Raw genomic sequence first — 26184 nt, forward strand, 5'->3', positions numbered from 1 at the left:
ACAGGAATCTCCGTGACCTCTACCCCACCCCGCCCCCTGCTGGTCGTCCGTCGCTCCGTTCGCGGAGGGCCGGCACATGGATGACTTCGTCCGCATCGTCGAGGTCGGCCCGCGCGACGGGCTGCAGAACGAAGCCCAGCCGGTCGCCACCGCCGACAAGATCGAACTGATCCGCCAGCTCTCGCTGACCGGGCTGCGCACCATCGAGGCGACCAGTTTCGTCAGCCCGCGCTGGGTGCCGCAACTGGCCGACGCCGCCGAGGTGTACACCGGCATCGAGCGCCGCCCGGGCATCGATTACCCGGTGCTGGTCCCCAACGAACAGGGCTATGACCGTGCACGCGCGGTGGGCGTGCAGGAAGTGGCGGTGTTCACGGCCGCCTCGGAAACCTTCAACCGCACCAACACCAATGCCGGCATCGACGAATCGCTGGCCCGTTTCGCACCGATCCTGGAGCGGGCCAAGGCCGACGGGGTCAAGGTGCGTGGCTACGTCTCCACCGTGCTCGGTTGCCCCTACCAGGGCGAGGTCGCGGTGAGCGAGGTGGTGCGCGTCGCGCGCGCGCTGTATGAGATGGGCTGTTACGAAATCTCGCTCGGCGACACCATCGGCGTCGGCACGCCGCGCAAGGCCCGCGCGATGCTCAAGGCGGTCGCCGGCGAACTGCCGATGGCCGCGCTGGCGGTGCACTTCCATGACACCTATGGCCAGGCCCTGGCCAACATCGATGCCTGCCTGGAAGAGGGTGTGCGCGTGGTCGATTCGGCGGTCTCCGGAGCGGGCGGCTGCCCGTATGCCAAGGGCGCCAGCGGCAACGTCGCCAGCGAAGACGTGGTCTACATGCTGCATGGCATCGGCATGCGCACCGGCATCGATCTGCCGGCGCTGGCCGCCACCGGGCGCTGGCTGGCCGCACGGCTCGGGCGCGAGACCGGCAGCAAGACCGGCAGGGCGCTGGCGGCGACATGAAAAGCGGCGGCCCGCGCAAGGACGCTGCGGTAGGTGATCATCTCACCGCCCACGTCCACGCGCTTGCCGCCCTGCAACGCGCCCTGGCACAGTCGCCGGGCGATCTGCGCGGCCTGCTGGAAGAAGTGCAGCAGGCCCTGCAGGAGGCCATGGACGAGCGCCAGCTGGCGCTGCGTCGCTATGCCGCGCTGTTCGATGCGGTCCCGGACCCGGTCAGCATCCTCAGCGAACGCGGCGTGGTGCTGGACCTCAACAAGGCTGGCGTGCGCGCCTATGGCCGTCCCCGCGAGGAAATCGTCGGGCAACCGATCGAGCTGCTGAACCCGGACCTGCCGGGCGACCACCTCGATCCGGTCTGGGAGGCGCTGCACCGGGGCGAGACCTATGTCATCGAGGTCACCAACATGCGCGGCGATGGCAGCCGCTTCCCGGTGGAGGTGCATTCGGCCGGCTTCGAGCACCAGGGCGAGCACTGCATCGTGGCGGTGGCGCGCGACCTGAGCAGCCGCTGGCAGGCCGAATCGCGCTACCGGTTGCTGATGGAATCCATCGACAAGGGCGTGATCCTGTTCGATCGCCAGTTGCGGGTGGTCTCGGCCAACCCGGCCGCGCACCGCATTCTGGGCACCGCCGGCAATGGCGGCAGCCTGCAGGCGATGCTCGCCCCGGAAGACTGGATCAGCGTGGACGAGCACGGCCACCCGCTCACCCGCGAGCAATGGCCGGCCAGCGTCTCGCTGCACAGTGGGCGCATCGTGCGCAGCACCATCGTCGGGCTGTACCACCGCCCGCGCGGCCGGATGATCTGGATCTCCACCACCAACGTGCCGGTGTACGGCAACGGGCGCGATGCGCCGGACCATGTGTTCGGCCTGTTCAGCGACATCACCGAACTCAAACGCAACAACACGCTGTTCGACCGCGCGCAGTCGCTGGCGCACATCGGCGGCTGGGAGTGGGACCGCGGCCTGCAGCGGCTGTACCTGACCGACGAGGCGACCCGCATCCTCGGCCAGGAGCTGCCGATGCGCGACATGGCCGAACTGCTGGAATGCCTGCGCGTGGACGACCGCGCGCAGCTGCAGCAGGCGCTGCTGGAGGTGGTCGACCGCCAGGTCTCGTTCGAACTGGAGCTGCAGGGCCAGCGCAGCGACGGGCATTCGTTCTGGGTGCGGATGATCGGCGAGGCCGAGGCCGGGGATGTCGATGCCGCGCGCATCGCCGGCACCGTGCAGGACATCACCGCGCGCAAGCAGGCCGAGGAGACGCTGCGGATCCAGGCACGCACCGATCCGCTCACCGGGATCATGAATCGCGATGCGGTGCTCAACGACCTGGCCATGCGCATGGCCAACCCGACCCACTGCCGGGTCGCGGTGCTGTACATCGACCTGGACCGGTTCAAGACCGTCAACGACCTGCTGGGCCACAACGCCGGTGACGAACTGCTGATCGATGCCACCCGCCGCATCGCCACCGCGATCGGCACCGAAGGCCTGCTGGCCCGGTTCGGCGGCGATGAGTTCCTGGTGATCTGCGATACCCGCGACCAGGCTGATCAACCCGAGCGGCTGGCCACTGCGATCACGCGCGCCTTCAGCACACCGTTCCGCTTCGGTGCCGACGAATTCCCGGTGACCACCAGCATCGGCATCGCGCGCGCGCCGCAGGATGGGCTGCGCCCGCAGCAGCTGATCCAGAACGCGGACATCGCCATGTACGACTGCAAGCGGCGCACCCGCAACGGCTGGCAGGTGTTCTCGCCCGAGCTGGCCCAGCGCCAGCATGACCGCCTGCAGATCGAGAGCCGGCTGCACCGGGCGCTGGACGATGACGAGTTCCATCTGGTCTACCAGCCGCAGGTCAACCTGCACAGCGGCCAGCTGATCGCCGCCGAAGCGCTGATCCGCTGGCGCAATACCCAGCTCGGCGAGCTGCGCCCGGACATCTTCATCGGCCATGCCGAGAGCACCGGTGACATCGTCCGGATCGGCCTGTGGGTGCTGCGCGAAGCCTGCCGGCAGGTCCGCCAGTGGCAGGATGACGGGCTGGGCATCGTGCGGGTGGCGGTCAATGTGTCCTACCGGCAGTTCGTGGGCGAGGACCTGGCCCGGCATGTCCGCGCGGTGCTGGACGAGTTCCATCTGCCCGGCAGCGCGCTGGAACTGGAATTCACCGAACGGGTGCTGATCGAAGATGCCCCGGACACGCTGCGCACCTTCGCGCAGCTGCGCGAGATGGGCGTGCTGCTGACCATCGACGACTTCGGCGAGGGCTACAGCGCGCTGAACTATCTGCGCCGGCTGCCGATCCATGGCCTCAAGCTGAGCCAGCTGTTCGTCGAGGGGGTGCCGGCCAACCGCTCGGATGTGGCGGTGTGCGAGGCGGTCTGTGGGATCGCCCGCAGCCTCGGGCTGGGCCTGGTGGCCGAAGGCATCGAATCGGAGGCCCAGCGCCAGTTCCTGACCTCTTTAGGGGTCTCGGTCGGCCAGGGCTTCCTGTTCGCGCCCGGGCTGGCGCCGGACGAGTTCGCGCGGCGCCTGGCGCTGCGCGCCCGGGTCGCGGTGGGCAGTGCACAACGGTGATGGCGGCCGCTTCCGCTAGAATCAGCGGTTCTTGAACCAGCGGGATCGTGCAATGCAGCTGTCTTCTGTCCGCGCCGTCATCACCGGCGGTGTCTCCGGCCTTGGTCTGTCCGTGGCCCAGCACCTGGTCGCCAACGGCGCCAAGGTGGCCCTGTTCGATCTCAATGACGACAAGGGTGCAGCCGCCGTGGCCGCGCTTGGCGAAGCCAACGCGCGCTACTACAGCACCAATGTCAGCGACGAAGCCGCCGTGGCCACGCAGATCGATGCCGCCTGCGACTTCCTGGGCGGGCTGAACACCGCGATCAACTGCGCCGGCATCCTGGGCGCCGGGCGCGTGCTGGGCAAGGAGGCGCCGATGCCGCTGGCCAACTTCCAGGGCACGGTGATGGTCAACCTGGTCGGCAGCTTCAACGTCGCCAAGGCGGCCGCCAACCGCATGCAGCACAACACCCCGGGCGACGATGGCGAGCGCGGCGTGATCATCAACACCGCCAGCGTGGCCGCCTATGAAGGCCAGATCGGCCAGGCCGCCTATGCCGCCTCCAAGGGCGGCGTGGTCAGCATGACCCTGCCGATGGCACGCGAGCTGTCGCGCTTCGGCATCCGCGTGATGACCATCGCCCCGGGCATCTTCTGGACCCCGATGGTCGATGGCATGCCGCCGGCGGTGCAGGAATCGCTGGCCGCCTCCATCCCGTTCCCGCCGCGCCTGGGCAAGCCGGAAGACTTTGCCGGGCTGGTTGCCTACATCCTGGGCAACACCTATCTCAACGGCGAGACAATCCGCCTTGACGGCGCCGTGCGTCTGGCGCCGAAGTAAGCGAGCACGCAACCCGCAGGGTGCCCGGTTCCGGCACCCGCCACCTCCACGAACCGACCTTCATTCCCATGAAAGCCAGCGACATCAAGAAAGGCAACGTCGTCGAATTCAACAACGGCGTCTACCAGATCCGCGACATCGAACGCAGCTCCCCGCAGGGCCGCGGCGGCAATGTCCGCTTCCGTTTCATCATGTACAGCGTGCCGGGCGGCAACAAGCTCGATTCCAGCTTCGACGCCGACGACAACCTGCCGGAAGTCGAACTGCTGCGCCGCCAGGCGACCTACTCCTACATGGACGGCGATGCCTTCGTCTTCCTGGATGACGAGGACTACACCCCGTACATGGTCGATGCCGATGTGCTCGGCGATGACGCCGGCTACATCACCGACGGCCTGACCGGCATCTACGTGCAGGTGATCGACGAGACCCCGGTGGGCGTGCAGCTGCCGACCAGCGTGGTGCTGGAAGTGGTCGAGACCCCGCCGGAACTCAAGGGTGGCACGGCCACCAAGCGCCCGAAGCCGGCCAAGCTCAACACCGGCATCGAAATCATGGTGCCGGAGTACATCGCCAACGGCGAGCGCGTGCTGGTCAACACCACCACCGGTGAATTCGCCGGCCGTGCCGACTAAGCGCGCCGCACCGACCGTCCTGCTCCTGCTGCTCGCGGCGTGTTCGCCGCGGGCAGTGGAGAGCGAGACGCTGGCGCCCGTGCCTTCGGCGACGGGCACAGCGCCGATGGGGAACACCGCTGATGCGCGCTGCGAAGTGCCTGCAGAGATCTTCGTGGCCGAGGACATCCGCATGTACTGCGCGATGCCGGGCGACGTGCAGGCGTTTCTGACGCGCGAAAGCGCCTGTCAGCACTTCGCTGGCGAAGAAGCCTACGACGAGGACCGCGCCCGCGAACTGGCGTATGCGATCCACGAAACCTGCGACGACCGGGCTGCGCTGTTCAATCAGCTGCTGCAGCGCCACGCCGACAACTGCCTTGTGCACACCGAGCTGATGCTGCTGGGCACGCGTAACGAGCTCGCGCTGGATGCGGACAGCCAGGCGCAACCCAACCCCTGCCCACGCGGCTTGTGACCCTGCACCGGACGCGCAGGCGCGCAATCCGGTGCGTTCCCTTCGATCAGGGCTTGGCAGCCAACGACGGCGCACCGGCGAAATCGCCGCAACCGTGGTACTGGCGCGCGCCGACGGTAAGCATGGCCGTGGCACCGAAGGCCTGGCCACTCATGTTGTCCTGGCACACGGTGCGCTGGAAGGTGAGCTTCACCGGGGTGCCGTCAGCAGCGGTACCGGACCAGCCATCACGGCCCTGGGTGGGGCTGGCGATCTCGAGCTTGCGCTCGCCGTAATCCATCTCGATGTGCAGCGCCGGGGTGGCCCCCGCGCCGACCTGGGCCAGCCAACCGGGCTCATTGCCGGTCGCGCGGAACCCGGCGGCTGCATCGGCGCCGGCCTCGGTATCGGCCTTGGCGGCCGCATTGGCCGGCGGCGCTTCGCCGCCCTGCTCGCCGGTACCGGTGCAGGTGCGATCGGGCTCGCCCTTGAGGATCAGGATCCCGTCAGTGGTGCCCTTGGTCCAGAATTCGTTGCCCTGCCCGTCTCCGTATTTCGCGCCGGAGGCGGCCGGCTGCGAGGACATGGCAAACGTGCGATCGGCAACCACCACCGTGGCCGAATCCTGGCCGCGATACGTGGCATGCACTTCCAGCTCGCCACAGCGGAACGCGTAACTGCGCTCATCGGTGGTGGAGGCATCCATCGGTGGGGGCGCTTCGCTGCCATCGGCGGCAGGACGGCTCTCGGTGGCCGGTTGGCAGGCGGCGAGTGCGCCGGTAATGGCCAGGCTCAACAGCCAGGGAGATGCGCGCATGAGGAACTCCTTGCGATAACGTCGACAACACTTGATCGTACCTGCCGCGCCGTGAGAGCGGGTGAAGCGAGGCTGACCCCGGCCGCAGGCCTGAACACGCGGTTCAGTGCGCACGCGGCGCGGCCGGCAGCACGCACAGCGAAAGCAGATGCACGCCGGGTGCGCCCGTGCAGCGCGCCCAGACCCGCAGCAGCCGCATCGCATGCAGCTGCCGGCCGTGCTCGCCGTCGAGATGGAGGCGCAGCTCGCCGGTGACCAGCACCATGGCGCCGCAGGCGAGCTGCTCGGTCTGCTGCCGCTCGATGGCAACGATGCGGATGCGCCGCGCATTCCAGCCCGCCAGCAACGCCGAGGCATCCTGCCGCTGGCCATCGTGGTCGGTCAGGAACAGCGCTGGCGAGAGCAGTGCGTTCACCTGCTGCGGCTGCCACTGGATAAGCGCGTCCCACAGTCGCGCCTCGGCCGCCTCCACGTGCGCCGGTTGCAGTATCGCGCTCATGGGCGCACCGGACATCGTCGTCGCGGCCCGCTGGCGCGCACGCCCAGCGTCTGGATTGCCGCCACCAGGGCGGCATGCGTCTTCCTGCTCTTCATCTGCACAGCTGCCGGAACACCGGCCGAAATCACGATGGCGGCAGTCTGCGCGGCCTCGGTGGGGTTTCGATGGAGGAAGTGTGGAGATACGATGGAGCCCAAGCACCTTCCGGCTTTGCCCTGCATGCCTGCCTCCGATCTACCCGGCGCCTCGACCGCGCGCTGGGATCATTCGCTCAATGCCCTGGTCCTGATCGTCGAGGACGAACCCGAGATCGCCGACATCGTCGCGGCCTACCTGGCCCGCGAAGGCCTGCGCACACTGCGCGCGCAGGATGGCCTCACTGCCCTTTCCCTGCACCGCAGCGCACGCCCGGACCTGGTCCTGCTCGACGTGCAGATGCCGGGCATGGATGGCTGGACCGTGCTCAACACACTGCGCCAGCGCGGCGACACGCCGGTGATCATGTTGACCGCGCTGGACCAGGACCTGGACAAGCTCACCGCGCTGCGAATGGGCGCGGACGATTACGTGGTCAAGCCGTTCAACCCGGCCGAGGTGGCCGCGCGGGTGCGCGCGGTACTGCGGCGCACCTTGAACGCCGCGCGCCAGAGTGCGCCGGAGATCCTGCGGGTGGGCAGCCTGGTGATCGATCCGGAGCACCACACGGTGCATGTCGAAGGCGACGGCTACAGCCACGAGCTGCTGCTGACCCTGACCGAATTCAAGCTGCTGCACTGCATGGCGCTGGCACCGATGCGCATTTTCAGCCGCAGCGAACTCATGCATGAGTGCCTGCCGGAAAGCGAAGCGTTGGAGCGCACCGTGGACAGCCACGTCAGCAAGCTGCGCCGCAAACTTGACGATGTCGGCCTGGCGAACGTGCCGGCCAGCGTGCGCGGCGTCGGGTACCGGCTGGCGGCGGACCACTGATGCGCCGCTCGGGCCTGAGCCGGCACATCGTGGTGTCGATGTCGATGATGGTGCTGGCGGTCATCGTGATGGTGATCCTCAGCTCCTACCTGCTCTATGCGGTGCTGGTGGCGTTTTACCCGGGCGGCGTGGACGAACCGGTCAGCTGGGTGCCCAGTGGCCCGGAACTGGTCTGGATGGTGGGCGTGACCCTGATCGGGTTGACGCTGGCGGTCGCCGCGTCCGTGCGCCTGTCCCAGCGCATCCTGACCCCGCTCAACGCGGTGGTGGACAGCATCGGGCGGCTGGCCGATGGCGACCTGGGTGCACGCGCGGCAGTGAGTGACCGCTCGCTGGGCGAAGTGGCGCTGCTGGTGGACGACTTCAACGCCATGGCGCGCCGGCTGCAGAACATCGAGGCCGACCGGGTGATGTGGCACGCGGCGATCGCGCATGAACTGCGCACGCCGGTCACCATCCTGCGCGGCCGCCTGCAGGGCCTGGCCGAAGGGGTATTCGCCCCGGACCAAGGCCAGTTCCGCAGCCTGCTGGCGCAGGTGGAGGGGCTGTCGCGGCTGATCGAGGACCTGCGTGTGCTCAGCCTGGCCGACAGCGCCCGCCTGGACATGCGCCGCGCCCGCAGCGATGTGGTGCAGGAAGTGCACACGGTGATGACCCTGGTGGATCCGGGTTTCCGCAGCAGCGGCTTCGTGCTGGAACTGGAGACCTCACGCGAGGAGCATCCCGCACATTGCGACCCGACCCGCGTGCGGCAGGCATTGATGGCACTGCTGGAGAATGCACGCCGCTATGCGACGCCGGGCCGGGTGCGCATCGCGGTGCACGACACCGCTTCCCATGTCCAGATCGCCATCGATGACGAAGGCCCCGGCATCGATGCGGCGCTGCGCGAGCAGATCTTCGATCCCTTCCTGCGCGGCGATGGTTCGCGCTCGCGTCAGCGCGGCGGCAGCGGGCTGGGCTTGGCGGTGGTCAAGGCGATCGCCGATGCGCATGGCGGCCAGGTCGCCTGCAGCGCCAGCACCCTGGGCGGCGCACGTTTCGTCATCGAGCTGCCGCGGCAGTAGCAGCGTCCTGGAGGGCCAGCTCGCGCATCCGCGTGCCGAGCCGGGCCAGATTGCGGTCGATCGTGGCCAGTTCGCGTTGCTGTGCGGCCGGCAGGCGCTGCTTCAACTGCGCCTGCAGCGCCTTCCAGGCCGGGACGCCCTGGGCGCTCAGCTGCGCCGCCGCCGCCGCAGCCTGCACGCGCTCCCCGGCCAATGGCAGCCCGTAGCCGCCACGGCTTACCAAGGCGGCCGGACTGACCAGCTGCCCGGTGTCCTCGAGCAACGCGCGCAGCGTGTCGCGCGCCGCGGCATCGCCAGGGCGCGGATGGCCGAGCAGCCGTTTCAGGGCATCGCGCGCGCGCAGCTCCTCACGGTGCAGCGCCGCCTGCTCCAGCAGCAGCAAGGCAGAGGTGGCGCGCAGGTCGCCCTGCTCCACCCAGCGTGACCGGGCGCTGGCAGGCTGCCGCAACCAGTCGCCTACCGTTGCCGTGCCCAGCGGCAGCTGCCGCCGGGCGACATCGAACAGCTGCTGGTAATGGTCTGCGGCCGAAGCGAAGTAGTAACCCTGGCGCGTCGCCTGCGCGCGATCGGCCAGCACGCTGGCATCAGCCACGCCCTGGCGCTCCAGCCGGGTCAGCAATCCGCGCGGGGTGATCCGGTTCAACCCGGGCGAAGCAAGGCGTGGCACGCCTTCCTGCAGCAGCTTGCCGGTCTCCACCGCGCAGTTGTTGCTGACGAACAGATAGCGGCCGTCATAGCTCCAGTGCACCTGCGCAACACGCTCGAGCAGGCCGGCGATGTCCTGGTCATCCAGCGCCAGCGGCACCGAAGACAGGCCGCGCAGCTCGAGCTGGGTGTACTCGTTGATGACCTGGTTGAGCGGCAGCACGAACAAGCGCGAGGGATAGGAACCGGTCAGCCCGCGCCAGCTGGAGATCTGCACATCGCCAACGAAGGCGCGGTAGGACAGCACGCGGTGATGGGACAGGTCCATCCGGCACGCCGGCCCGCGCGGCCGGCCCGGTGCGCAGATCACCAGCCGCAGCATGCTGTGGCCCCAGCGGCTCATCAGCTGCTCGTTGCCTTCGGCAAGCAGGTAGTCGACGGCGTAGATCCGGGCCGGGTCCAGTTCCAGCAGGCTCGCCGCGCCCGCGTCTTCCTCGGCCTGCATCAACGGCAGGCGGCTGTCGCAGGCCACGGTGTGGCCCATCGGCCCGAGATGCTCGGCGAACCACGCGGCCACCGCGGGCCGACGACAGGCGTAATCGGGATCGAGCAGCAGGTGCTCGGCATTCACCGCCAGGAATTCCGCGGGGCGTGCGCGCTCATAGTCGTCGGGGCTGCGCCCGCTGAAGGCATTGGCGGTACGGCCAAATTTCCAAGGTCGCCGCTGCCACCCGGCCAGATCGCGCAGCCGCGCATCGCGCGACCAACCGCCCTGCGGCGAACGGTCCAGTACGTGGGTCAGTTCATGGATCAGCGCGGCCTCGAGCGGGCGCGGCAGCGGTTGATCGTCTTTCACGGTGTCGAGCAAGGCGCGCTGCAGGGTGATCGCCCCGTTGCGGGCGCGGCCATGCACGTGCGCGGGGAGCGTGTCCGACCAGCGCACCTGCACCGGGTGCTGGAACCGCGCCTGCCACTGCGGCGGCAAGCGGCCGCGCACCTGCTGCAGGGTACGCTCGGCCGCGACGATCTGCGCCGGATCCAGTCCCTGCGGCTGCAGCTCCAACGTGAGTGCCGCGTGCGCCCATGGCGCGGCAAGCCATGCGACCAGGACCGCCCAGCGCCAGCGGCGGACCTGACCGGACGGGTGCATCAGCGGGCCAGCAGCGTCCTGGCCAATGCCATGTCACTGGCCTGCTGCTGCGCGACACTCTGCTCGCGCAGGTGCAGCAGCGCCGCTTCCAGGCGTGCACCGCGGATGGCGCCATCGCTGGCCACGAAGGCAGCCGCGTCGTCGCGGGCGTCGATCACGATCTTGTCGTCGCCGGAGCTGGACGAACCGGCCGACGACGCGCCGGAGGCGGAACCGGCGGAGCTGCCGGCAAAACTGGAGGCCATCGCCGACAACGGCAGGGCGAGCACGGCAAGGAGCAGGATCGGACGCATCATCGGGGTGTCGTTCGCGGTGGAAAACACAGAGCGTATAGGCTGCGTGAAATCCTGTCTTGCCTCAGAGGTCGAAAACCTTGCCCGGATTCAGCAGCGCTTGGGGATCAAACGCGCGTTTGACCGCCTTCATCAGGGCGATTTCCGGCGCACTGCGCGTGCTGTCCAGGTAGCCCTTCTTGACCAGGCCGATGCCGTGCTCGGCCGAGATGCTGCCATCGAAACGGCTCAGCACACCGGCGAGCAGTTTGGTGACGTGCTCGCACTGGGTCAGGAACTCCGTATCGGCGGTATCGTCAGGCTTGAGCACATTGATGTGCAGGTTGCCGTCGCCGATGTGCCCGAACCAGACCACCTCGAACTGCGGGTACGCCTGCCCGATCAGCGCCTGGGTTTCGGCAAGGAAGGCCGGCATGGCCGAGATGCGCACCGAGACATCGTTCTTGTAGGGCTTGTAGCGCGCCACCGCCTCGGTGATGCCCTCGCGCAGGCGCCACAGCTGCGCAGCCTGCGCATCGCTCTGGCTGACCACGCCATCGCTGACCCAGCCATGCTCCATGCAGTCTTCGAACGCCGCCATGGCCGCCGCTTCCTGGACCTCATCGCCGGCCGCGAACTCGGTGACCACGTAATACGGGTAGACCTCAGCGAACGGTGCCTGCGCCCCATGCGCCAGCACATGCTCGAGCGCGCGGTCGGTGAAGAACTCGAACGCCTGCAGCTGCAGCCGCTCGCGGAACGCGGCGAACACCTGCATCAGCACCTCGAACGAGGGCAGCGCCAGCAGCATCACGTTGCTGGCCGGCGGCGGATCGGTGAGCTTCAGGGTGGCTTCGACGATCACGCCGAGCGTGCCTTCCGAGCCGATCAGCAGCTGACGGAAATCGTAGCCGCTGGAATTCTTGATCAGGCCCTTGTTGAGCTCGACCAGCTCACCGGCCATGGTCACCACCTTCAGCCCGGCGATCCACTCGCGCGTGTTGCCATAGCGGATCACCCGGATGCCGCCGGCATTGGTGGCGATGTTGCCACCGATCGAGCAGGAACCGCGCGCAGCGAAATCCACCGGGTAGATCAGCCCGTGTTCGAGCGCGGCGTTGTGCACCGCCTCCAGCGCCATGCCGGCCTGCACGGTCAGGGTGCGGTCGACCGCATCGAAGGCCAGCGGCTTGTTCATGCGCTCCAGGCTGAGCACCAGCTCGCCGTGCGCCGCCACCGCGCCACCGGACAGGCCGGTACGGCCGCCGGAGGGCACCACGGCGACGTGTTGGGCGCTCGCCCAGCGCAGGATCGCCTGCACCTCATCGACCGTTCCCGGCAGTGCGATCGCCAGCGGTGCCGGCACCCAGCGCCGGGTCCAGTCTCGGCCGTAGTGCTCCAGATCGGCCGGGTCGGTCTTCAGGCGCAGCCCGGGGCAGTCGTGCAGGAGCGAATCAAGGCGCGGATCGGTCATGGGGCGTCTGGCGGTGCCGGGGGAGCCCGCAAGCCTGCCAGCCACCACGGGCCGCGTCCAGTAGCGGAGCCCCGGGTGCCGGCGCCTGTGGCGATCCCCAGGGCGCACACCGGAAATAGGTGCATCTGAAACCGTTTCGCCACCGATTGGCGCACCGCACCATCGCCGCCCGCTTCTGGCATAGTTGAGGGCTCCCGCCGCCACACGTCGCACGCCGCCCATGTCGCCGAAAAAGACCTCGTTCCCGAAGCAGGATATCCGCGTACTGTTGCTCGAGGGGGTCAGCCAGACCGCGATCGACGTGTTCACCGCGGCCGGCTATTCGCAGATCGAACTGCACAGCAAGGCGCTGCCTGAAGACGAGCTCAAGGCACGCATCGCCGAGGCCCACATCGTCGGCATCCGCTCGCGCACGCAGCTCAGCGCGGACGTCCTGGTACATGCCAAGCGCCTGATGGCGGTCGGCTGCTTCTGCATCGGCACCAACCAGGTGGACCTGGAGGCGGCGGAACTGGCCGGCATCCCGGTGTTCAACGCGCCCTACTCCAACACCCGCAGCGTGGCCGAGCTGGTGATCGCCGAGGCGATCATGCTCACCCGTGGCATCCCGCAGAAGAACGCCGAATGCCATCGCGGCGGCTGGTCCAAGTCGGCCGCCGGCAGCCATGAGGTGCGCGGCAAGACGCTGGGCATCATCGGCTACGGCCACATCGGCACCCAGGTCGGCGTGATGGCCGAAGCGATGGGCATGCAGGTGATCTTCCATGATGTCGAAACCAAGCTGTCGCTGGGCAATGCCCGGGCGGCGATCAGCCTGGACGACCTGCTGGCACGTGCGGACATCGTCACCGTGCATGTGCCCGAGACCCCGGCCACCCAGTGGATGATCGGCGCCGATGAACTGGCCCGGATGCGCCTTGGCGCGCACCTGATCAATGCCGCGCGCGGCACCGTGGTCGACATCGACGCGCTGGATGCGGCGCTGCGTTCAGGCCATCTCGGCGGCGCGGCGGTGGACGTGTTCCCGGTCGAGCCCAAGGGCAACGGCGATGCCTTCGTCTCGCCGCTGACCGCGCACGACAATGTGATCCTGACCCCCCACGTGGGCGGCAGCACGCTGGAAGCGCAGGACAACATCGGCGTGGAAGTGGCGGCCAAACTGGTGCGCTACAGCGACAACGGCAGCACCCTGTCGGCGGTCAACTTCCCGGAAGTGACCCTGCCCGAGCATGCCGAGAGCCTGCGCCTGCTGCACATCCACCAGAACGTGCCGGGCGTGCTCTCCAAGGTCAACGAGATCTTCTCGCGCCACAACGTCAACATCGACGGCCAGTTCCTGCGCACCGACCCCAAGGTCGGCTACGTGGTGATCGACATCACCGCCAGCGAAGCGCAGGCCGGCGCGGTGCGCGAGGAGCTGGCGGCCATCCCGGGCACCCTGCGCACCCGCGTTCTTTATTGACGGGTCAGCCAGCGCTTGGCCATGCGCGGCAGCGAATCATCCCCATCGGGGGTCTCGATCGCCGCGTTGGCCACGTCACGGATCTCGCGCCAGGCCAGCGCCAGTGATTCTTCGCTGATCGCGAACTGCTCGCTGCCCAGCGCCCGCACCACGTAACGGGCGTCGTAGTGCCAGTGCCCCGGCACGTCCTTGCGTTCCGGGATCCAGTGCTTGTCGATGTCGAACAGTTCGCCATCCTCCAGCACCAGCGCGGTCAGCCCGGATTCCTCCTCGGCCTCCTTCAGCGCCACCTGGGCCAGATCGCGCTCGCCATCGGCGTGGCCGCCCAGTTGCAGCCAGCGGTCCAGCTTGCGGTGGTGGGTCAGCAGGACCCGCTGCCCGTCGGCGCTGACCAGCCAGGCGCTGCCGGTGAAGTGGCCGGCCAGCCGTTCCCGCAGGAAGGGATTCAGGGGATCGTCCAGGAGTGTGCTGAATTCGTCAGCCAGTGCGGCTTGATCCGGGTGGCGGCGGGCGTAGGCATCAAGCTGACTGCGCAGTGCAGCGTCAGGAATGGCAACGGATTCGGGGTTCAGCGACATGGCGGGAGCAGGCATCGTGCGGATTTGGCCGATTATCGCTCGGCCATGCTGCATTTGTGCTTGTACAGCGGCTTCAGCTTTGGCTAAGGTACAGCGGGCCCCGCACCGCTGGGGCGCCCAGTCGCCATCAGGGCGTGCGGCAATGTACCGCGCGCCTCACCTTTGTTCTTTTAGGGAAGCACTGCATGCTGAAGTCTCTGTTGAGGGTCAAACCGGTCGCACCGGCACCGCACGTCGATGCTGGCGAGCCCATCGAAGGCAGCCTGGATGGCGAGCCCACACTGAAACGGACCCTCACAGCGAAACACCTCATCCTGCTTGGCATCGGTGCGGTGATCGGTGCGGGTATCTTCGTGCTTACCGGCCAGGCGGCGGCGAACCATGCCGGCCCGGCGGTGATGCTGTCGTTCGTATTCGCCGGCTTTGCCTGCGCGCTGGCCGGCCTGTGCTACGCCGAATTCGCGGCGATGATGCCGGTGTCCGGCAGCGCCTACTCCTATTCGTACGCCACCCTCGGCGAAGGCATGGCCTGGTTCATCGGCTGGTGCCTGGTGCTGGAATACCTGTTCGCCTCGGCTTCGGTCGCGGTGGGCTGGTCGGCGTACCTGATCAGCTTCATCACCACCACGCTGAACATGCCATTCCCCGACGCGCTCAGCGCCGCGCCGATCGCATGGACCGGCCACGAGTTCATTGCCTCGGGCAAGCTGTTCAACCTGCCCGCAGTGCTGATCGTGGCGGCCGTCTCGGGCCTGCTGTACGTCGGCGTGACCCAGTCGGCCTTCGTCAACGCGATCATCGTGGCGATCAAGGTCACCGTGATCTGCCTGTTCATCGGCTTCGGCGCCGCGCATCTGGACCCGTCCAACTGGACCCCGTTCATTCCGGAGAACACCGGCGTGCCCGGCGAGTTCGGCTGGAGCGGCGTGTTCCGCGCGGCGACCATCGTGTTCTTCGCCTACATCGGCTTCGATGCGGTCTCCACGGCCGCTGGTGAAACCAAGGACCCGCAGCGCAACATGCCGATCGGCCTGCTCGGCTCGCTGGCCGTGTGCACCATCGTGTACATCATTGTCTGCGCGGTGCTTACCGGCATGATGCCGTACCACCTGCTGGGCACGGACAAGCCGGTCGCCACCGCGCTGGAGCCCTACCCGACCCTGTCCTGGCTGAAAACCGCCGTGGAAATCGGCGCGATCGCCGGCCTCTCCTCGGTGGTGCTGGTGATGATGATGGGCCAGACCCGCATCGCCTACACGATCTCCCGCGACGGCCTGCTGCCGAAGATCTTCGGCAAGGTCCACAAGCGCTTCCGCACACCGTACTGGAGCACGATCGTGGTCGGCGTCATCGCCGCCACGCTTGCCGGTACCGTACCGCTGAACGTGCTGGGCGAACTGGTTTCGATGGGTACCCTGCTGGCCTTTGCCACGGTCTGCATCGGCGTGCTGATCCTGCGCTACACGCGCCCGGAACTGGAGCGTCCGTTCCGCGTGCCGCTGGTGTGGGTGATCTGCCCGCTGGGTGCACTGGCCTGTCTGTTCCTGTTCTACCAGGCGTTCGTGGTGCATTGGCACCTGTTCGTGGCCTGGACCCTGCTGGGCCTGTGCATCTACTTCGGCTACGGCATCCGCCACAGCAAGCTGAACAAGAAGTCCGCCTGAGTGCTACCGGGCCGGCCCAGTGCCGGCCCGGTCGTTTGTTACATCGCGCCTGAGAAGAAATCCAAACCATGTTCAAGCAACTGTGGGCCACCAAGCATCCGCACGCCGCCCATGAAGACGCCAATGGCCTGAGCCTGCGCCGTACCCTCGGCCCGTGGGGCCTGACCGCGCTGGGCATCGGTGCGGTGATCGGCGGCGGCATCTTCGTGATCACCGGCCAGGCCGCAGCCAACCATGCCGGCCCGGCGATCATGCTGTCGTTCGTGCTGGCCGCGATCTGCTGCGCGTTCTGCGCGATGGCCTATGCCGAATTCGCGGCGATGGTGCCGGTCTCCGGCAGCGCCTACACCTATACCTATGCCACGTTCGGCGAGCTCTCGGCCTGGTTCATCGGCTGGATGCTGGTGCTGGAATATGGCGTCTCCGCCTCGGCGGTGGCGGTCAGCTGGACCGGCTATTTCCTGAGCCTGCTCAGCCATTTCGATATCCATCTACCCGCCGCGCTGGTCAGCGCGCCGCTGGATGGCCAGCTGCGCCCGACCGGCGCGATCGCCAACATCCCGGCCGCCGTGCTGGTGCTGCTGCTGACCTGGCTGTGCTACGTGGGCATCAGCAAGTCCTCGGCCATGAACATGGCCATGGTGGTGCTCAAGACCGCGCTGATCCTGCTGGTGATCGTGGTGGGCTGGAAGTATGTGGATCCGGCGAACTGGACCCCGTTCATTCCGGACAACGAAGGCCCGGGCAAGTACGGCTTCGACGGCGTGCTGCGCGGTGCCGCGATGGTCTTCTTCGCCTATATCGGTTTCGAGGCGGTGTCCGTGGCCGCGCAGGAATCGCACAAGCCGCAGCGCGACATGCCGATCGGCATGCTGCTCTCGCTGGTGATCTGCACCGTGCTGTACATCGCCATGGCCGCGGTAATGACCGGGCTGGTGCCGTACCAGCTGCTGGGTACCGATGAGCCGGTGGTGACCGCGGTGGCCGCGCATCCGCAGCTGGGCTGGTTGCGCGTGGTCGTGGAGATCGGCGCGCTGATCGGGCTGTCCTCGGTGGTGCTGGTGATGGTGATCGCGCAGCCGCGCATCTTCATGATCATGGGCCGCGACGGGCTGCTGCCGCCGCTGTTCACCAAGATCCACCCCACGTACCGCACGCCGCACATCAACACCGTGATCACCGGCATCGGCATCGCGCTGCTGGCGGCGGTGTTCCCGCTGGACGTTCTGGGCGAGCTGACCTCGATGGGCACGCTGATCGCGTTCGCGGCGGTCTGCGCCGGCGTGCTGATCCTGCGCCGCACTCAGCCGGACCTGCCGCGTCCGTTCCGGATGCCGATGGCGTGGCTGATCTGCAGTCTGGGCGTGCTGAGCTGCATCGCGCTGCTGACCGCGATGACGGCCCACAACTGGATGCTGATGGGCTTCTGGACGCTGGGCGGTTTCGCGATCTACTTCGGTTATGGGTATCGCCATAGCCGGCTGCGCGGGAATTAAGGATCACGCCTAAGCCAACGGCCGAAGCACCGGCCGAAGCGTCAGCTCTCCTGTTTCGGTCGGTTTGGCGGGTGGCATGGGTTCGCGGTGGGACGCCGTGAATCCATCCATGGAGGCTTATTATGAGCCGCATGGATGCGGCGACATAAGCCTACAGGGACGTACTTGCGGCGTCCCCCCGCAAGCCCCACCCCGTCCGGCCCAGTCGACAAACCTGCTTTTAGCGTTTGACCTAGCTAAAATGACCGGCATGAGCACCCCCACCTTCCCGTACGACACCGCGCGCCTGAGCGAGCTGGCCCAGCTGCTGATCGACAACGTCCGCGAGCTGGCCCACGCCGGCTGGACCCCGGCGACCAGCAGCAACTTCTCCCACCGCCTGGATGACCGCCATGCCGCGATCACCGTGTCCGGCAAGGACAAGGGCCGGCTGGTGGAGGACGACATCATGGTGGTCGATTTCGACGGCAAGGCCGTCGGCCGGCCGCTGCGCCCGTCTGCCGAGACGTTGCTGCACACCCAGCTGTATCGCCGCTTCCCGGAGATCGGCTGCGTACTGCACACCCATTCGCCGGTGCAGACCATCGCCTCGCGGCTGTATGCGCCGCAGGGCCATATCCGCCTGGAAGGCTACGAGCTGCTCAAGGCCTTCCACGGCAACAGCACCCACGAGATGGCGGTCGATGTGCCGGTGTTCGCCAACACCCAGGACATGGATGTGCTCTCGGCCCAGGTCGATGCCCTGCTCGACACCCAGCCGCTGTGGGGCTACCTGATCGATGGCCACGGCCTGTATGCCTGGGGCCGCACCATGGCCGAGGCACGCCGCCATATGGAAGCCTTCGAATTCCTGCTCCACTGTGAGCTGGAGCTGCGCAAGCTGCGCGGCTGATCGCGCTCAGATTCCTGAAGAGAATCTGTATTCCGCGCATCGGCATCAGTGCGTCGCCCCCACCCCGGCGCCGCACTGGTACCCTTTCCTTTCCCTCTTCGCCTCGATGCCGCCGCCATGAGCCGACTCCGCATATTTGATGACACCGCCCCGGATGTCCCGCTGTTCGACAGCCGGGATGGCGAGGCGATCGCAGCCGAACTGACCCCGATCGGCGTGACCTTCGAGCGCTGGCAGGCGGCCCATGAGGTCGCACCGGGCGCCAGCCAGGACGAGGTATTCGCCGCCTACAAGGTCGACATCGACCGGCTGGTCGCCAAGCACGGTTTCAAGAGTGTGGATGTCGCCTCGATCGCGCCGGACAACCCCAACCGCGCCGAACTGCGCAAGAAGTTCCTGGACGAGCACTTCCACAAGGAAGATGAAGTCCGCTTCTTCGTCGCCGGCTCGGGGCTGTTCACCCTGCACGTGGATGGCAAGGTCTACGAGATCGAGTGCGTGAAGAACGATCTGATCGCCGTGCCCGATGGCATCACGCACTGGTTCGACATGGGCGAGGAGCCGAGCTTCGTGGCGATCCGCTTCTTCACCGAGCCGGATGGCTGGGTCGGCCATTTCACCGGCAGTGACATTGCCCAGACCTTCCCGCGTTACCACCCCGCACAGCACCAGGCCGACTGATCCATGCCGCATCCGACCGTCATCCTCACCGATATCGAGGGCACCACCAGCAGCATTTCGTTCGTCAAGAACGTGCTGTTCCCGTATGCGCGCAAGGCGCTGCCGGCGTTCGTCGCCGCGCATGGCCACGAGCCGCAGGTGCGCCGCTGGCTGGATGCGGTGGCGGTCGAGATCGGCGGCGCCTGCCAGGACAGCCTGATCGTGGAGACGCTGCAGGGCTGGATCGACCAGGACCGCAAGCACACCGCGCTCAAGGCGCTGCAGGGCATGATCTGGGAAGCCGGCTACCGCAATGGCGACTACAAGGCGCACTTCTATCCCGAAGTGGCCGCCGTGCTGAAGGGCTGGCATGCCGAGGGCAAGCCGCTGTACGTGTATTCCTCCGGCTCGGTGCCGTCGCAGAAGCTGTTCTTCGGCTTCAGCGAAGCCGGCGATCTGACCGGGCTGGTCTCGGGCTGGTTCGACACCGAGGTTGGCGGCAAGCGTGAGGCGGACAGCTACCGCCACATCGTCGCGGCGATCGGCGTGCCGGCCGGGCAGATCCTGTTCCTGTCCGACGTGGTCGAAGAGCTGGATGCCGCGCGCGACGCCGGCCTGCAGACCCGTCTGCTGGATCGCCTGGACGACTACCCGCTGCCGCGCAGCGGTGAGGCCACCCACGGCCACGACCGCGTCGAGAATTTCCAGCAGATCAGGCTGTAAGACCCCCCATCGGTAGCCACGCCATGCGTGGCTGCGTTTGGCGCGATGCCGGCACCGCGCCAGCCACCCATGGGGTCGCTCTACCTTGCGTCGGCCAGCGAGGTGAGGCGGAGGGTGCGGCGCAGGGTCGGCAGGTCCGCTTTACTGCGCAGGCGGATCGTGACCGTCTCGCCCGGCACCAGGTCCAGCGCGTTGTCGTCCAGCGTGGCATCCACGCCGTCGAAGTCGATCCACAGCGCACGCACCAGCTTCGGCGCACGCAGGGTCAGCACGGCACCCTCGCCGTCCGCGCGCAACGTGCTGTCGATCTTCGCAGGTGACAGCGCCAACGCCTTGGCCGGTGCGAAATACACCACCTGCCGCGACAACAGCGTGGCGCCATCGAACAGCTCGACGACCGCCACCGTGCGGGTGGGATCGGCGCCCTTCAACAGGTCCGCGTCGGCGAATCGCCCCACCTCCAGCGCGGACAACGGCGGCAGTGCCACGGTATGCCGCTGCTCATTGCGCAGCGCGCCATCGAGATCCATCACCCGCATCCGCCACGTCGCCTGCAGGCCCTGCTGACGATCGTTGAGCAGGCTCACCCGGGTCACGCCTTCGTCGCGCAATGCGGCCACCGCGTGGTCGGCGAAGAACCGTTTGGCGTGGAAGTGCAGCGCTTTCCAGCGGCCGGCGTAGTCGATGCTGGACCACGAGGCGCCCGGCCACACATCGTTGAGCTGCCAGTACAGCGAGCCCATCGTGTACGGCCTGGAGGCGCGGTGATGCAGCGCGGCGAGCTGGATGCCGTCGGCCTGCATCACCTGGCTCAGATACACGAAGGCCGGGAAGTCGCGCGGCGTGCCGTACTCCTCCTCGATGTACTTGAGCAGGCGCTGGTTGCCCTCGCCTGCCATGAATTTCTGGTGCGCGCGCACCGTCGGGCTGTCCACCTGCTGTTCCGCGGCGGGAATGATGCCGTCCAGCGTGCGCATCACCGGCCAGGCCTGCAGCCCGTACTCGGACATGAAGCGCGGCGTTTCGTGCAGGTAGGCGGTGACCGGCAGGGCCGGATTGCCCCACACCTGCCAGTAGTGCTTGTCGCCTCGGGTGGAATCGTTGGCCTTCTCGTCCAGGTCGTTGCTCGGCGAGCTCGACCAGTACGGCACGCCCAGGCCCTCCTCGGCCACCACCTGGCGCAGGTCATTGCCGAACAGGTCCACGTAGCCCTGCCAGACCTTCGCGGCGAACGCGGGATCGGCAGCGGTCAGGTCGCGGCCGTGGCCCCAGTCCTTCCACGCGGTTTCTTCTTCGTTGTTGCCACACCACAGCACCACGCTGGGGTGATGTCGCAGGCGCCGCACGTTGTCGCGCGCCTCGGCGACCACGTTCGCGCGGAAGTCCGGATCGTAGCCGGGCTGCATGCCGCCCCCGAACATGAAGTCCTGCCAGACCAGCAGACCGAGCTCGTCGGCGATGTCGAAGAACACGTCATCTTCGTAGTAGCCGCCGCCCCAGTTGCGCAGCATGTTCATGTTGGCATCGCGCGCAGCGGTCAGCTCGCGCCGGATCCGCGCCGCGTCCACGCGCGCCGGGAACATGTCGAACGGGATCACGTTGGCGCCCTTGGCGAAGATCGGCACGCCGTTGATCACGAATGCGAACCCCTGCCCGCCGTTGCGGTCCACTTCCCGGCGCAGCTCGACGGTGCGAAGGCCGGTGCGCTGCTCGATGCGGGTCGCGTCCGTCGTGCCAGGGGCCAGCGTGGCGCGCACGCTGTAGCGCGCCTGCTCGCCCTGCCCGGCCGGCCACCAGCGCCGTGGCTGCGGTAGCGCGACCGGCATGACGATCCGGTTGTCACCGGCCTTGAGCAGGGCCTTGCGGTCGATGCGCGCCACGCGCTTGCCGTCCGGATCCAGCACCTCGACCTGCACCGCTGCAGTGCCGACGGCAGCACTCTCCACCTCCACCGCAACCTCAAGGTCCGCCCGCGTCGCATCCAGGGCGCGGGTCTGCACGGCCAGCGCGGTCAGGCGCTGCGCGTCCCAGCTCTCCAGTCGCACTGGGCGCCAGATGCCGGCGGTCACGTATCGCGGGCCCCAGTCCCAGCCGAAGTGGTAGCCAGGCTTGCGCACGAAATTGCCGACCATCGCGTCTTTTGGCTCATCGCCATAGGGCGAGGGATAGTTGCCGGCGATCTTGTGCGGCATCGCCTGCACGCCCGGCAGCAGGGTGCGGATCGGCGAGCGCAGCACGATGCGCAGTTCATTGCCGCGCGCGCGCAGCTTCCCGTCGACCCGGGCCCGCCAGGTGCGATGGCTGTTGTCGGCCTGCAGCAGTGGCTGACCGTTGAGGGTGGCCGTGGCGAAGGTGTCCAGCCCTTCGAACGCCAGCTCGGCATGCGCACGGGCGAGCGTGCCGGCATCCACATCGAACCGTGCGCGGTACTCCCAATCGGCCAGGCCGATCCACTGCAGGCCGGCCTCCGGGGCGCCGACGTAGGGATCCGGAATCTGCCCCTGCGCCAGCAGGTCGGTGTGCACGGCGCCGGGCACCTGCGCCGGGCGCCACTGTTGCAGGCCAGGATGCGCGGCACCGCGCGCGTCACCGGGTAGCAGGCGGAATGACCACTCCGCCGCCAGCGGGGCGGCTGCCACGGGCAGTGCCCAGGCGGCCAGCAGGACCAGCATCAGCCAGCAGGCCGGTGCAACGACATGGAGATGGCTGTGCGTGCGCATGGGGGATCTGCCTGGCTGCGGGAGCAGCCGACCAACGGTCGGCTCTACCGGGGTTGGTGCAGCCGACCAACGGTCGGCTCTACCGGGTTGGTGCAGCCGACCAACGGTCGGCTACTGATTCAACGCACTACGTTGAGCACTTCGTAGCACGCGCCCATGGTGTGGTAGTCGGTCTTGCCGGCCGGGCTCTTCTCATCGCTGTACTTGCGGTTGTCCGCGTCCAGGATGCGATACCAGGCGCCGTAGCGATGATCGATCATGTGCTGCCAGGCGTAGCACCACAGCTTGTCGTACCAGTCCCAGTACACGGCGTCGCCGGTGCGCTTGGCCAGCAACGCGGCGGTGGCCAGCGATTCGGCCTGCACCCAGAAGTACTTGTCGTCATCGCACACGCTGCCGTCCGGGGCGAACCCGTAGTACAGCCCGCCGCGTTCGGCGTCCCAGCTGCGTTCCACCGCCACATCGAACAGATGCCGCGCGGTCGGCACGAGCCAGTCGGCCTGTACGTGGCGATCCAGGATCAGCAGCAGCTTGGCCCACTCGGTCTGATGGCCCGGCTGGAAACCCCAGGGGCGGAACAGATGCTTGGGATTGTCGCGGTTGTAGTTCCAGTCGATCTGCCACTGGGTGTCGTAGTGCTCCCACACCAGCCCGTCGCCCTGCGCCGCCTGGCGGCGGGTCATGTGGTCGGCCAGCAGCAGCGTACGTTCCAGGTAGCGCTGCTCGCCACTGGCCTCGAATGCAGCCAGCATCGCTTCGCACATGTGCATGTTGGCGTTCTGGCCGCGGTAATCGCTGAAGGTCCAGTCGGCGTCGGCTTCGTCCTTGTACAGGCCGAACGCCGGCTCCCAGAAGCGCGTCTCCAGCAGCTGCCAGGTCTCGTCCATCCACGCACGGGCCTCGTTGATGCCGGCCTTCAGCGCGCAGCTGTAGGCCAGCAGCACGAACGCCACGCCGTAACAGTGGTTGGTCGCATCTTCGACCACCCCATCGCGCAGCGTCCAGGCGTAACCGCCGGTCGCCGGGTTGCGATGCACTTCGCGCAGGTAGCGGAGCCCGTGTTCGACCGCGGCCAGGTCCTCCGGCTTGCCGAACTCGCGGTAGGCCATCGCGTGGTTGAACACGAACCGGGTGCTGCTGACCAGATGACGATGGCTGGCGTCGTAGACGCTGCCATCGTCACGGTAGTAATGGAAGAAACCGCCCTTGGGGTCGATTTCATGCGGCTGGTAGAACGCCATCGTCTGCGCGATATGGGCGCGCAGGAACGCGGGCGAGCGGAAATCGGGGGTCGGCGGAACCGGCGTGGTCATGCGGCGTCATCCTGTTGTTGCTGGAGCAGGTGCTGGACTTCATCACGGCTGGGCATCGCGGCGAAGGCGCCCTTGCGGGTGACCGCGAGCGCCCCGACGGCCGCACCGAAGCGGATCGCCTCCACCAGCGCGGCGGGGTCCTCGCAGAAGGCGGCAAAGCCCGTCCCGTCGCCACCGCGCTCGCCGATGCCGAACAGCAGCCCGCCGACAAAGGCATCGCCCGCCGCAGTGGAATCCACCGTGGTGACGCGGAAGCCGGTGAGTACGCCGTGGGCGTGGCGGGTATGCCAGCGGATCGGCGCGGCACCATCGGTGATCACCACCGCCTGCGCCTGCGCGGCGAGCAGACGCGCGACCACGGCGGCGTCACCGCCCGGCACCGAGATCGCCAGATACTCGAGTTCTTCGCGCGAAAGCTTGACCAGATCGGCCAGCGACAGCGCTTCCCACAACCGCGGCAGCGGGTCGACACCGGTCGGCCACAGCGCCGGGCGCAGGTTGAGGTCGAGGCTGACCATCGCACCGGCCTGGCGCGCGCGGCGCATGCCCTCCAATGTCGCCTCGGCGATCTCGGCCTCGGTCAGGCTGTTGGAGCACACATGGAAGCTGCGCGTGCCTTCAAAGCAGTTCGGATGGAAGTGCGCACTGCGGAACAGCAGGTCCGCCGCCGGCGGGCGGTAGAAGCTGAAGCTGCGTTCGCCGCTGGCATCCAGTGCCACGAAGGCCAGCGCGGTCTTGGCCGCGTCGGTGCGTACGATGCAGTCGGTCGCCACGCCGGCACTGGCCAGGCTCTCGGCGAGAAAGTCGCCGAACATGTCCTGGCCGAGCATGCCGGCGAAATGGGTGTCCGCACCAAGCCTCGCCGCAGCAACGGCGACGTTGGCGGGCGCACCGCCGGCATACTGCAGGAAGGCACGCGGGGTGTCCGGGGTGGCCGGTGGCTGGGCAAGTAGATCGATCAAAATCTCGCCGAAACAAACAATCTTGGACATCTTGGCCTCAAGCTCCCTGGCGGATTCCAGCGGCCGGGCGCGAGCCCCACAGGCCGTAGAAGATGATGTAGCCGTAGCACAGCAGCGGCAGGATGAAGGACGGCTGCAGGCCGATATGGTCGGCCAGCTTGCCCTGCAGGACCGGGATCAGCGCCCCGCCGACGATCGCCATGATCAGCAGGCTCGACGCCTTGGTGGTCAGCGTGCCCAGGCGTTCGATGCTCAGCGCGAAGATCGTCGGGAACATGATCGAATTGAACAGGCCGATCGCCACCACCGAGTACAACGCCACCTGCCCCTGGGTGAGCATGGTCAGCGCCAGCAGCGCCACGTTCATGCTGGCGAACAGGGTCAGCAGCAGGCGCGGCGAGAAGCGGGTCATGATGGCCGAACCGGCAAAGCGGCCGATCATCGCCATCGTCCAGTAGGCAGAGACGTAATGCGTGGCCTGCTGTTCGCTGAAGCCACCGATGTTCGGCAGCGACAGGTAGTTCACGAGCACGCTGCCGACCGCCACTTCCGCACCCACGTAGAAGAAAATGCCGAGCACGCCGAACCGGACGTGGCGGTGACGCAGCGCCTCCATCAGGGTGTGCTTGTCGCCGCTGTTCTGCTCGGTCGTCTCATTCAGTGCCGGCAGGCGGAACAGATAGACGAACACGGCAAGCAGGACCAGCGCGATTGCCAGGCCGACATACGGGCCCTGCACCGACTGGGCTTCCTGGGTGCGATAGGCCAGCTGTTCGGCCATCGGCAGCACATTGATCTCGTCCGCACTCTTGACGGTGTTGCCCAGGATGAGCAGGCCACCGAAGATCGGCGCGATCGCGGTCCCCAGCGAGTTCAGCGCCTGGGCCAGGGTCAGTCGGCTCGACGCCGTCTGTTCCGGACCGAGCAGCGCCACATACGGGTTGGCCGCCACCTGCAGGACGGTGATACCCGTGGCCAGCACGAACAGCGCCCCCAGGAAGGCTTCATACACGCGCAGCTCGGCCGCGGGCCAGAAGCCGAGCGCGCCCACTGCGGCGATGGCAAGGCCGGCCACGATGCCGTTCTTGTAGCCCAGCCGTGCGACCAGGCGACTGGCCGGCACCGACATCAGGAAGTACGCGCCGAAGAAGGTGAACTGCACCAGCATCGCGCGGGCGTAGGTCAGATCGAACACGGCCTTCAGATGCGGGATCAGGATGTCATTGAGGCAGGTGAGGAAGCCCCACATGAAGAAGATCGTGGTCGCCACGGCCAGCGCAACGCGCGTGTTCACCACGGGCGCGGCGGAGGATGAGGATGGGAGGCGGGGCGTTGGAGAGATGGGCATTCAGGTACGCGCCTCAGTGCGCGA

The 26184-nt window shown here is 67.6% G+C and carries 23 protein-coding genes; 13 read left to right on the forward strand and 10 right to left on the reverse strand.

Features of this window, described 5'->3' with window-relative positions; translation table 11 throughout:
• The first annotated feature begins 76 nt into the window (after positions 1 to 76).
• From ORK51_RS11470 to ORK51_RS11490, 5 genes are all read left to right on the forward strand, one after another.
• Positions 77 to 970 carry a hydroxymethylglutaryl-CoA lyase gene (locus tag ORK51_RS11470; protein WP_070427287.1) on the forward strand — a complete coding sequence of 298 codons (894 nt, stop codon included), beginning with the start codon at positions 77 to 79 and terminating at the stop codon, positions 968 to 970.
• Entirely contained in the window at positions 967 to 3555 is a 2589-nt protein-coding gene (locus ORK51_RS11475) for a sensor domain-containing protein (protein ID WP_019182970.1), read from the forward strand. Before ORK51_RS11470 ends, ORK51_RS11475 begins: the two co-directional genes overlap by 4 nt.
• A gap of 52 nt (positions 3556 to 3607) precedes the next feature.
• Positions 3608 to 4378 carry an SDR family NAD(P)-dependent oxidoreductase gene (locus ORK51_RS11480; protein WP_261997513.1) on the forward strand — a complete coding sequence of 257 codons (771 nt, stop codon included), beginning with the start codon at positions 3608 to 3610 and terminating at the stop codon, positions 4376 to 4378.
• A 68-nt stretch (positions 4379 to 4446) separates the two neighbouring features.
• Entirely contained in the window at positions 4447 to 5013 is a 567-nt protein-coding gene (yeiP, locus tag ORK51_RS11485) for an elongation factor P-like protein YeiP (RefSeq protein ID WP_019182972.1), read from the forward strand.
• On the forward strand, positions 5003 to 5470 hold the full coding sequence (locus ORK51_RS11490) for a hypothetical protein (protein WP_266084990.1): 468 nt from the start codon (positions 5003 to 5005) through the stop codon (positions 5468 to 5470). Before yeiP ends, ORK51_RS11490 begins: the two co-directional genes overlap by 11 nt.
• A gap of 46 nt (positions 5471 to 5516) precedes the next feature.
• Here ORK51_RS11490 and ORK51_RS11495 read toward each other — a convergent pair whose 3' ends face one another.
• Positions 5517 to 6266 carry an MliC family protein gene (locus ORK51_RS11495; RefSeq protein WP_019182974.1) on the reverse strand — a complete coding sequence of 250 codons (750 nt, stop codon included), beginning with the start codon at positions 6264 to 6266 and terminating at the stop codon, positions 5517 to 5519.
• A 103-nt stretch (positions 6267 to 6369) separates the two neighbouring features.
• Positions 6370 to 6765, reverse strand: coding sequence for a nuclear transport factor 2 family protein (locus ORK51_RS11500; RefSeq protein WP_266084991.1), 396 nt, complete (start codon positions 6763 to 6765; stop codon positions 6370 to 6372).
• Between the two features lie 219 nt (positions 6766 to 6984).
• Here ORK51_RS11500 and ORK51_RS11505 point away from each other — a divergent pair, with 219 nt between their 5' ends.
• Positions 6985 to 7734 carry a response regulator gene (locus tag ORK51_RS11505; RefSeq protein ID WP_266084992.1) on the forward strand — a complete coding sequence of 250 codons (750 nt, stop codon included), beginning with the start codon at positions 6985 to 6987 and terminating at the stop codon, positions 7732 to 7734.
• Positions 7734 to 8801, forward strand: coding sequence for an ATP-binding protein (locus tag ORK51_RS11510; protein ID WP_266084993.1), 1068 nt, complete (start codon positions 7734 to 7736; stop codon positions 8799 to 8801). The genes ORK51_RS11505 and ORK51_RS11510 overlap by 1 nt, the downstream gene beginning before the upstream one ends.
• Here ORK51_RS11510 and ORK51_RS11515 read toward each other — a convergent pair.
• From ORK51_RS11515 to ORK51_RS11525, 3 genes are all read right to left on the reverse strand, one after another.
• Complete coding sequence (locus ORK51_RS11515; RefSeq protein WP_266084994.1) at positions 8779 to 10596, reverse strand: DUF7844 domain-containing protein; 1818 nt, start codon at positions 10594 to 10596, stop codon at positions 8779 to 8781. The genes ORK51_RS11510 and ORK51_RS11515 overlap by 23 nt on opposite strands.
• Positions 10596 to 10892, reverse strand: a complete 297-nt coding sequence (locus ORK51_RS11520; protein ID WP_046273482.1) for a DUF2388 domain-containing protein — start codon at positions 10890 to 10892, stop codon at positions 10596 to 10598. The genes ORK51_RS11515 and ORK51_RS11520 overlap by 1 nt, the downstream gene beginning before the upstream one ends.
• A 61-nt stretch (positions 10893 to 10953) precedes the next feature.
• Positions 10954 to 12342 carry an FAD-binding oxidoreductase gene (locus ORK51_RS11525; protein ID WP_266084995.1) on the reverse strand — a complete coding sequence of 463 codons (1389 nt, stop codon included), beginning with the start codon at positions 12340 to 12342 and terminating at the stop codon, positions 10954 to 10956.
• A 220-nt stretch (positions 12343 to 12562) separates the two neighbouring features.
• Between ORK51_RS11525 and serA the strand changes: the two genes are divergently transcribed.
• A complete protein-coding gene (gene serA, locus ORK51_RS11530; protein WP_266084996.1) occupies positions 12563 to 13804 on the forward strand; it encodes a phosphoglycerate dehydrogenase in 1242 nt (413 codons plus the stop codon).
• On the opposite strand, the gene ORK51_RS11535 is transcribed toward serA, so the two are convergent.
• The gene (locus ORK51_RS11535) at positions 13798 to 14382 is read right to left on the reverse strand and encodes an NUDIX hydrolase (RefSeq protein WP_175440354.1); all 585 of its coding nucleotides are present in this window, start codon (positions 14380 to 14382) and stop codon (positions 13798 to 13800) included. The two genes, serA and ORK51_RS11535, sit on opposite strands and share 7 nt — an antisense overlap.
• Positions 14383 to 14567: 185 nt before the next feature.
• Here ORK51_RS11535 and ORK51_RS11540 point away from each other — a divergent pair, with 185 nt between their 5' ends.
• The 5 genes from ORK51_RS11540 (at position 14568) to mtnC (ending at position 19817) form a co-directional block, all read left to right on the forward strand.
• A complete protein-coding gene (locus tag ORK51_RS11540) occupies positions 14568 to 16046 on the forward strand; it encodes an amino acid permease (protein ID WP_046273457.1) in 1479 nt (492 codons plus the stop codon).
• A 68-nt stretch (positions 16047 to 16114) separates the two neighbouring features.
• Entirely contained in the window at positions 16115 to 17542 is a 1428-nt protein-coding gene (locus tag ORK51_RS11545; protein WP_070427279.1) for an amino acid permease, read from the forward strand.
• A gap of 250 nt (positions 17543 to 17792) precedes the next feature.
• Positions 17793 to 18434 carry a methylthioribulose 1-phosphate dehydratase gene (locus tag ORK51_RS11550; RefSeq protein WP_026069746.1) on the forward strand — a complete coding sequence of 214 codons (642 nt, stop codon included), beginning with the start codon at positions 17793 to 17795 and terminating at the stop codon, positions 18432 to 18434.
• A gap of 117 nt (positions 18435 to 18551) precedes the next feature.
• Positions 18552 to 19115, forward strand: a complete 564-nt coding sequence (locus ORK51_RS11555; protein ID WP_019182986.1) for a 1,2-dihydroxy-3-keto-5-methylthiopentene dioxygenase — start codon at positions 18552 to 18554, stop codon at positions 19113 to 19115.
• A 3-nt stretch (positions 19116 to 19118) separates the two neighbouring features.
• Positions 19119 to 19817 carry an acireductone synthase gene (gene mtnC / locus ORK51_RS11560; protein WP_266084997.1) on the forward strand — a complete coding sequence of 233 codons (699 nt, stop codon included), beginning with the start codon at positions 19119 to 19121 and terminating at the stop codon, positions 19815 to 19817.
• A gap of 80 nt (positions 19818 to 19897) precedes the next feature.
• On the opposite strand, the gene ORK51_RS11565 is transcribed toward mtnC, so the two are convergent.
• The 4 genes from ORK51_RS11565 to fucP all read right to left on the reverse strand — a co-directional run bounded on the left by ORK51_RS11565 (position 19898) and on the right by fucP (position 26160).
• Entirely contained in the window at positions 19898 to 22537 is a 2640-nt protein-coding gene (locus tag ORK51_RS11565) for a beta-mannosidase (RefSeq protein ID WP_266084998.1), read from the reverse strand.
• A 119-nt stretch (positions 22538 to 22656) separates the two neighbouring features.
• Positions 22657 to 23850 carry an AGE family epimerase/isomerase gene (locus ORK51_RS11570; protein WP_266084999.1) on the reverse strand — a complete coding sequence of 398 codons (1194 nt, stop codon included), beginning with the start codon at positions 23848 to 23850 and terminating at the stop codon, positions 22657 to 22659.
• Entirely contained in the window at positions 23847 to 24842 is a 996-nt protein-coding gene (locus tag ORK51_RS11575; RefSeq protein ID WP_266085000.1) for a carbohydrate kinase family protein, read from the reverse strand. The genes ORK51_RS11570 and ORK51_RS11575 overlap by 4 nt, the downstream gene beginning before the upstream one ends.
• Positions 24843 to 24849: 7 nt before the next feature.
• Complete coding sequence (fucP, locus tag ORK51_RS11580) at positions 24850 to 26160, reverse strand: L-fucose:H+ symporter permease (protein WP_019182991.1); 1311 nt, start codon at positions 26158 to 26160, stop codon at positions 24850 to 24852.
• Positions 26161 to 26184: the final 24 nt, after the last annotated feature.

It is taken from the genome of Stenotrophomonas sp. RIT-551 (genome assembly GCF_026241915.1).
Taxonomy (GTDB): domain Bacteria; phylum Pseudomonadota; class Gammaproteobacteria; order Xanthomonadales; family Xanthomonadaceae; genus Stenotrophomonas; species Stenotrophomonas bentonitica_A.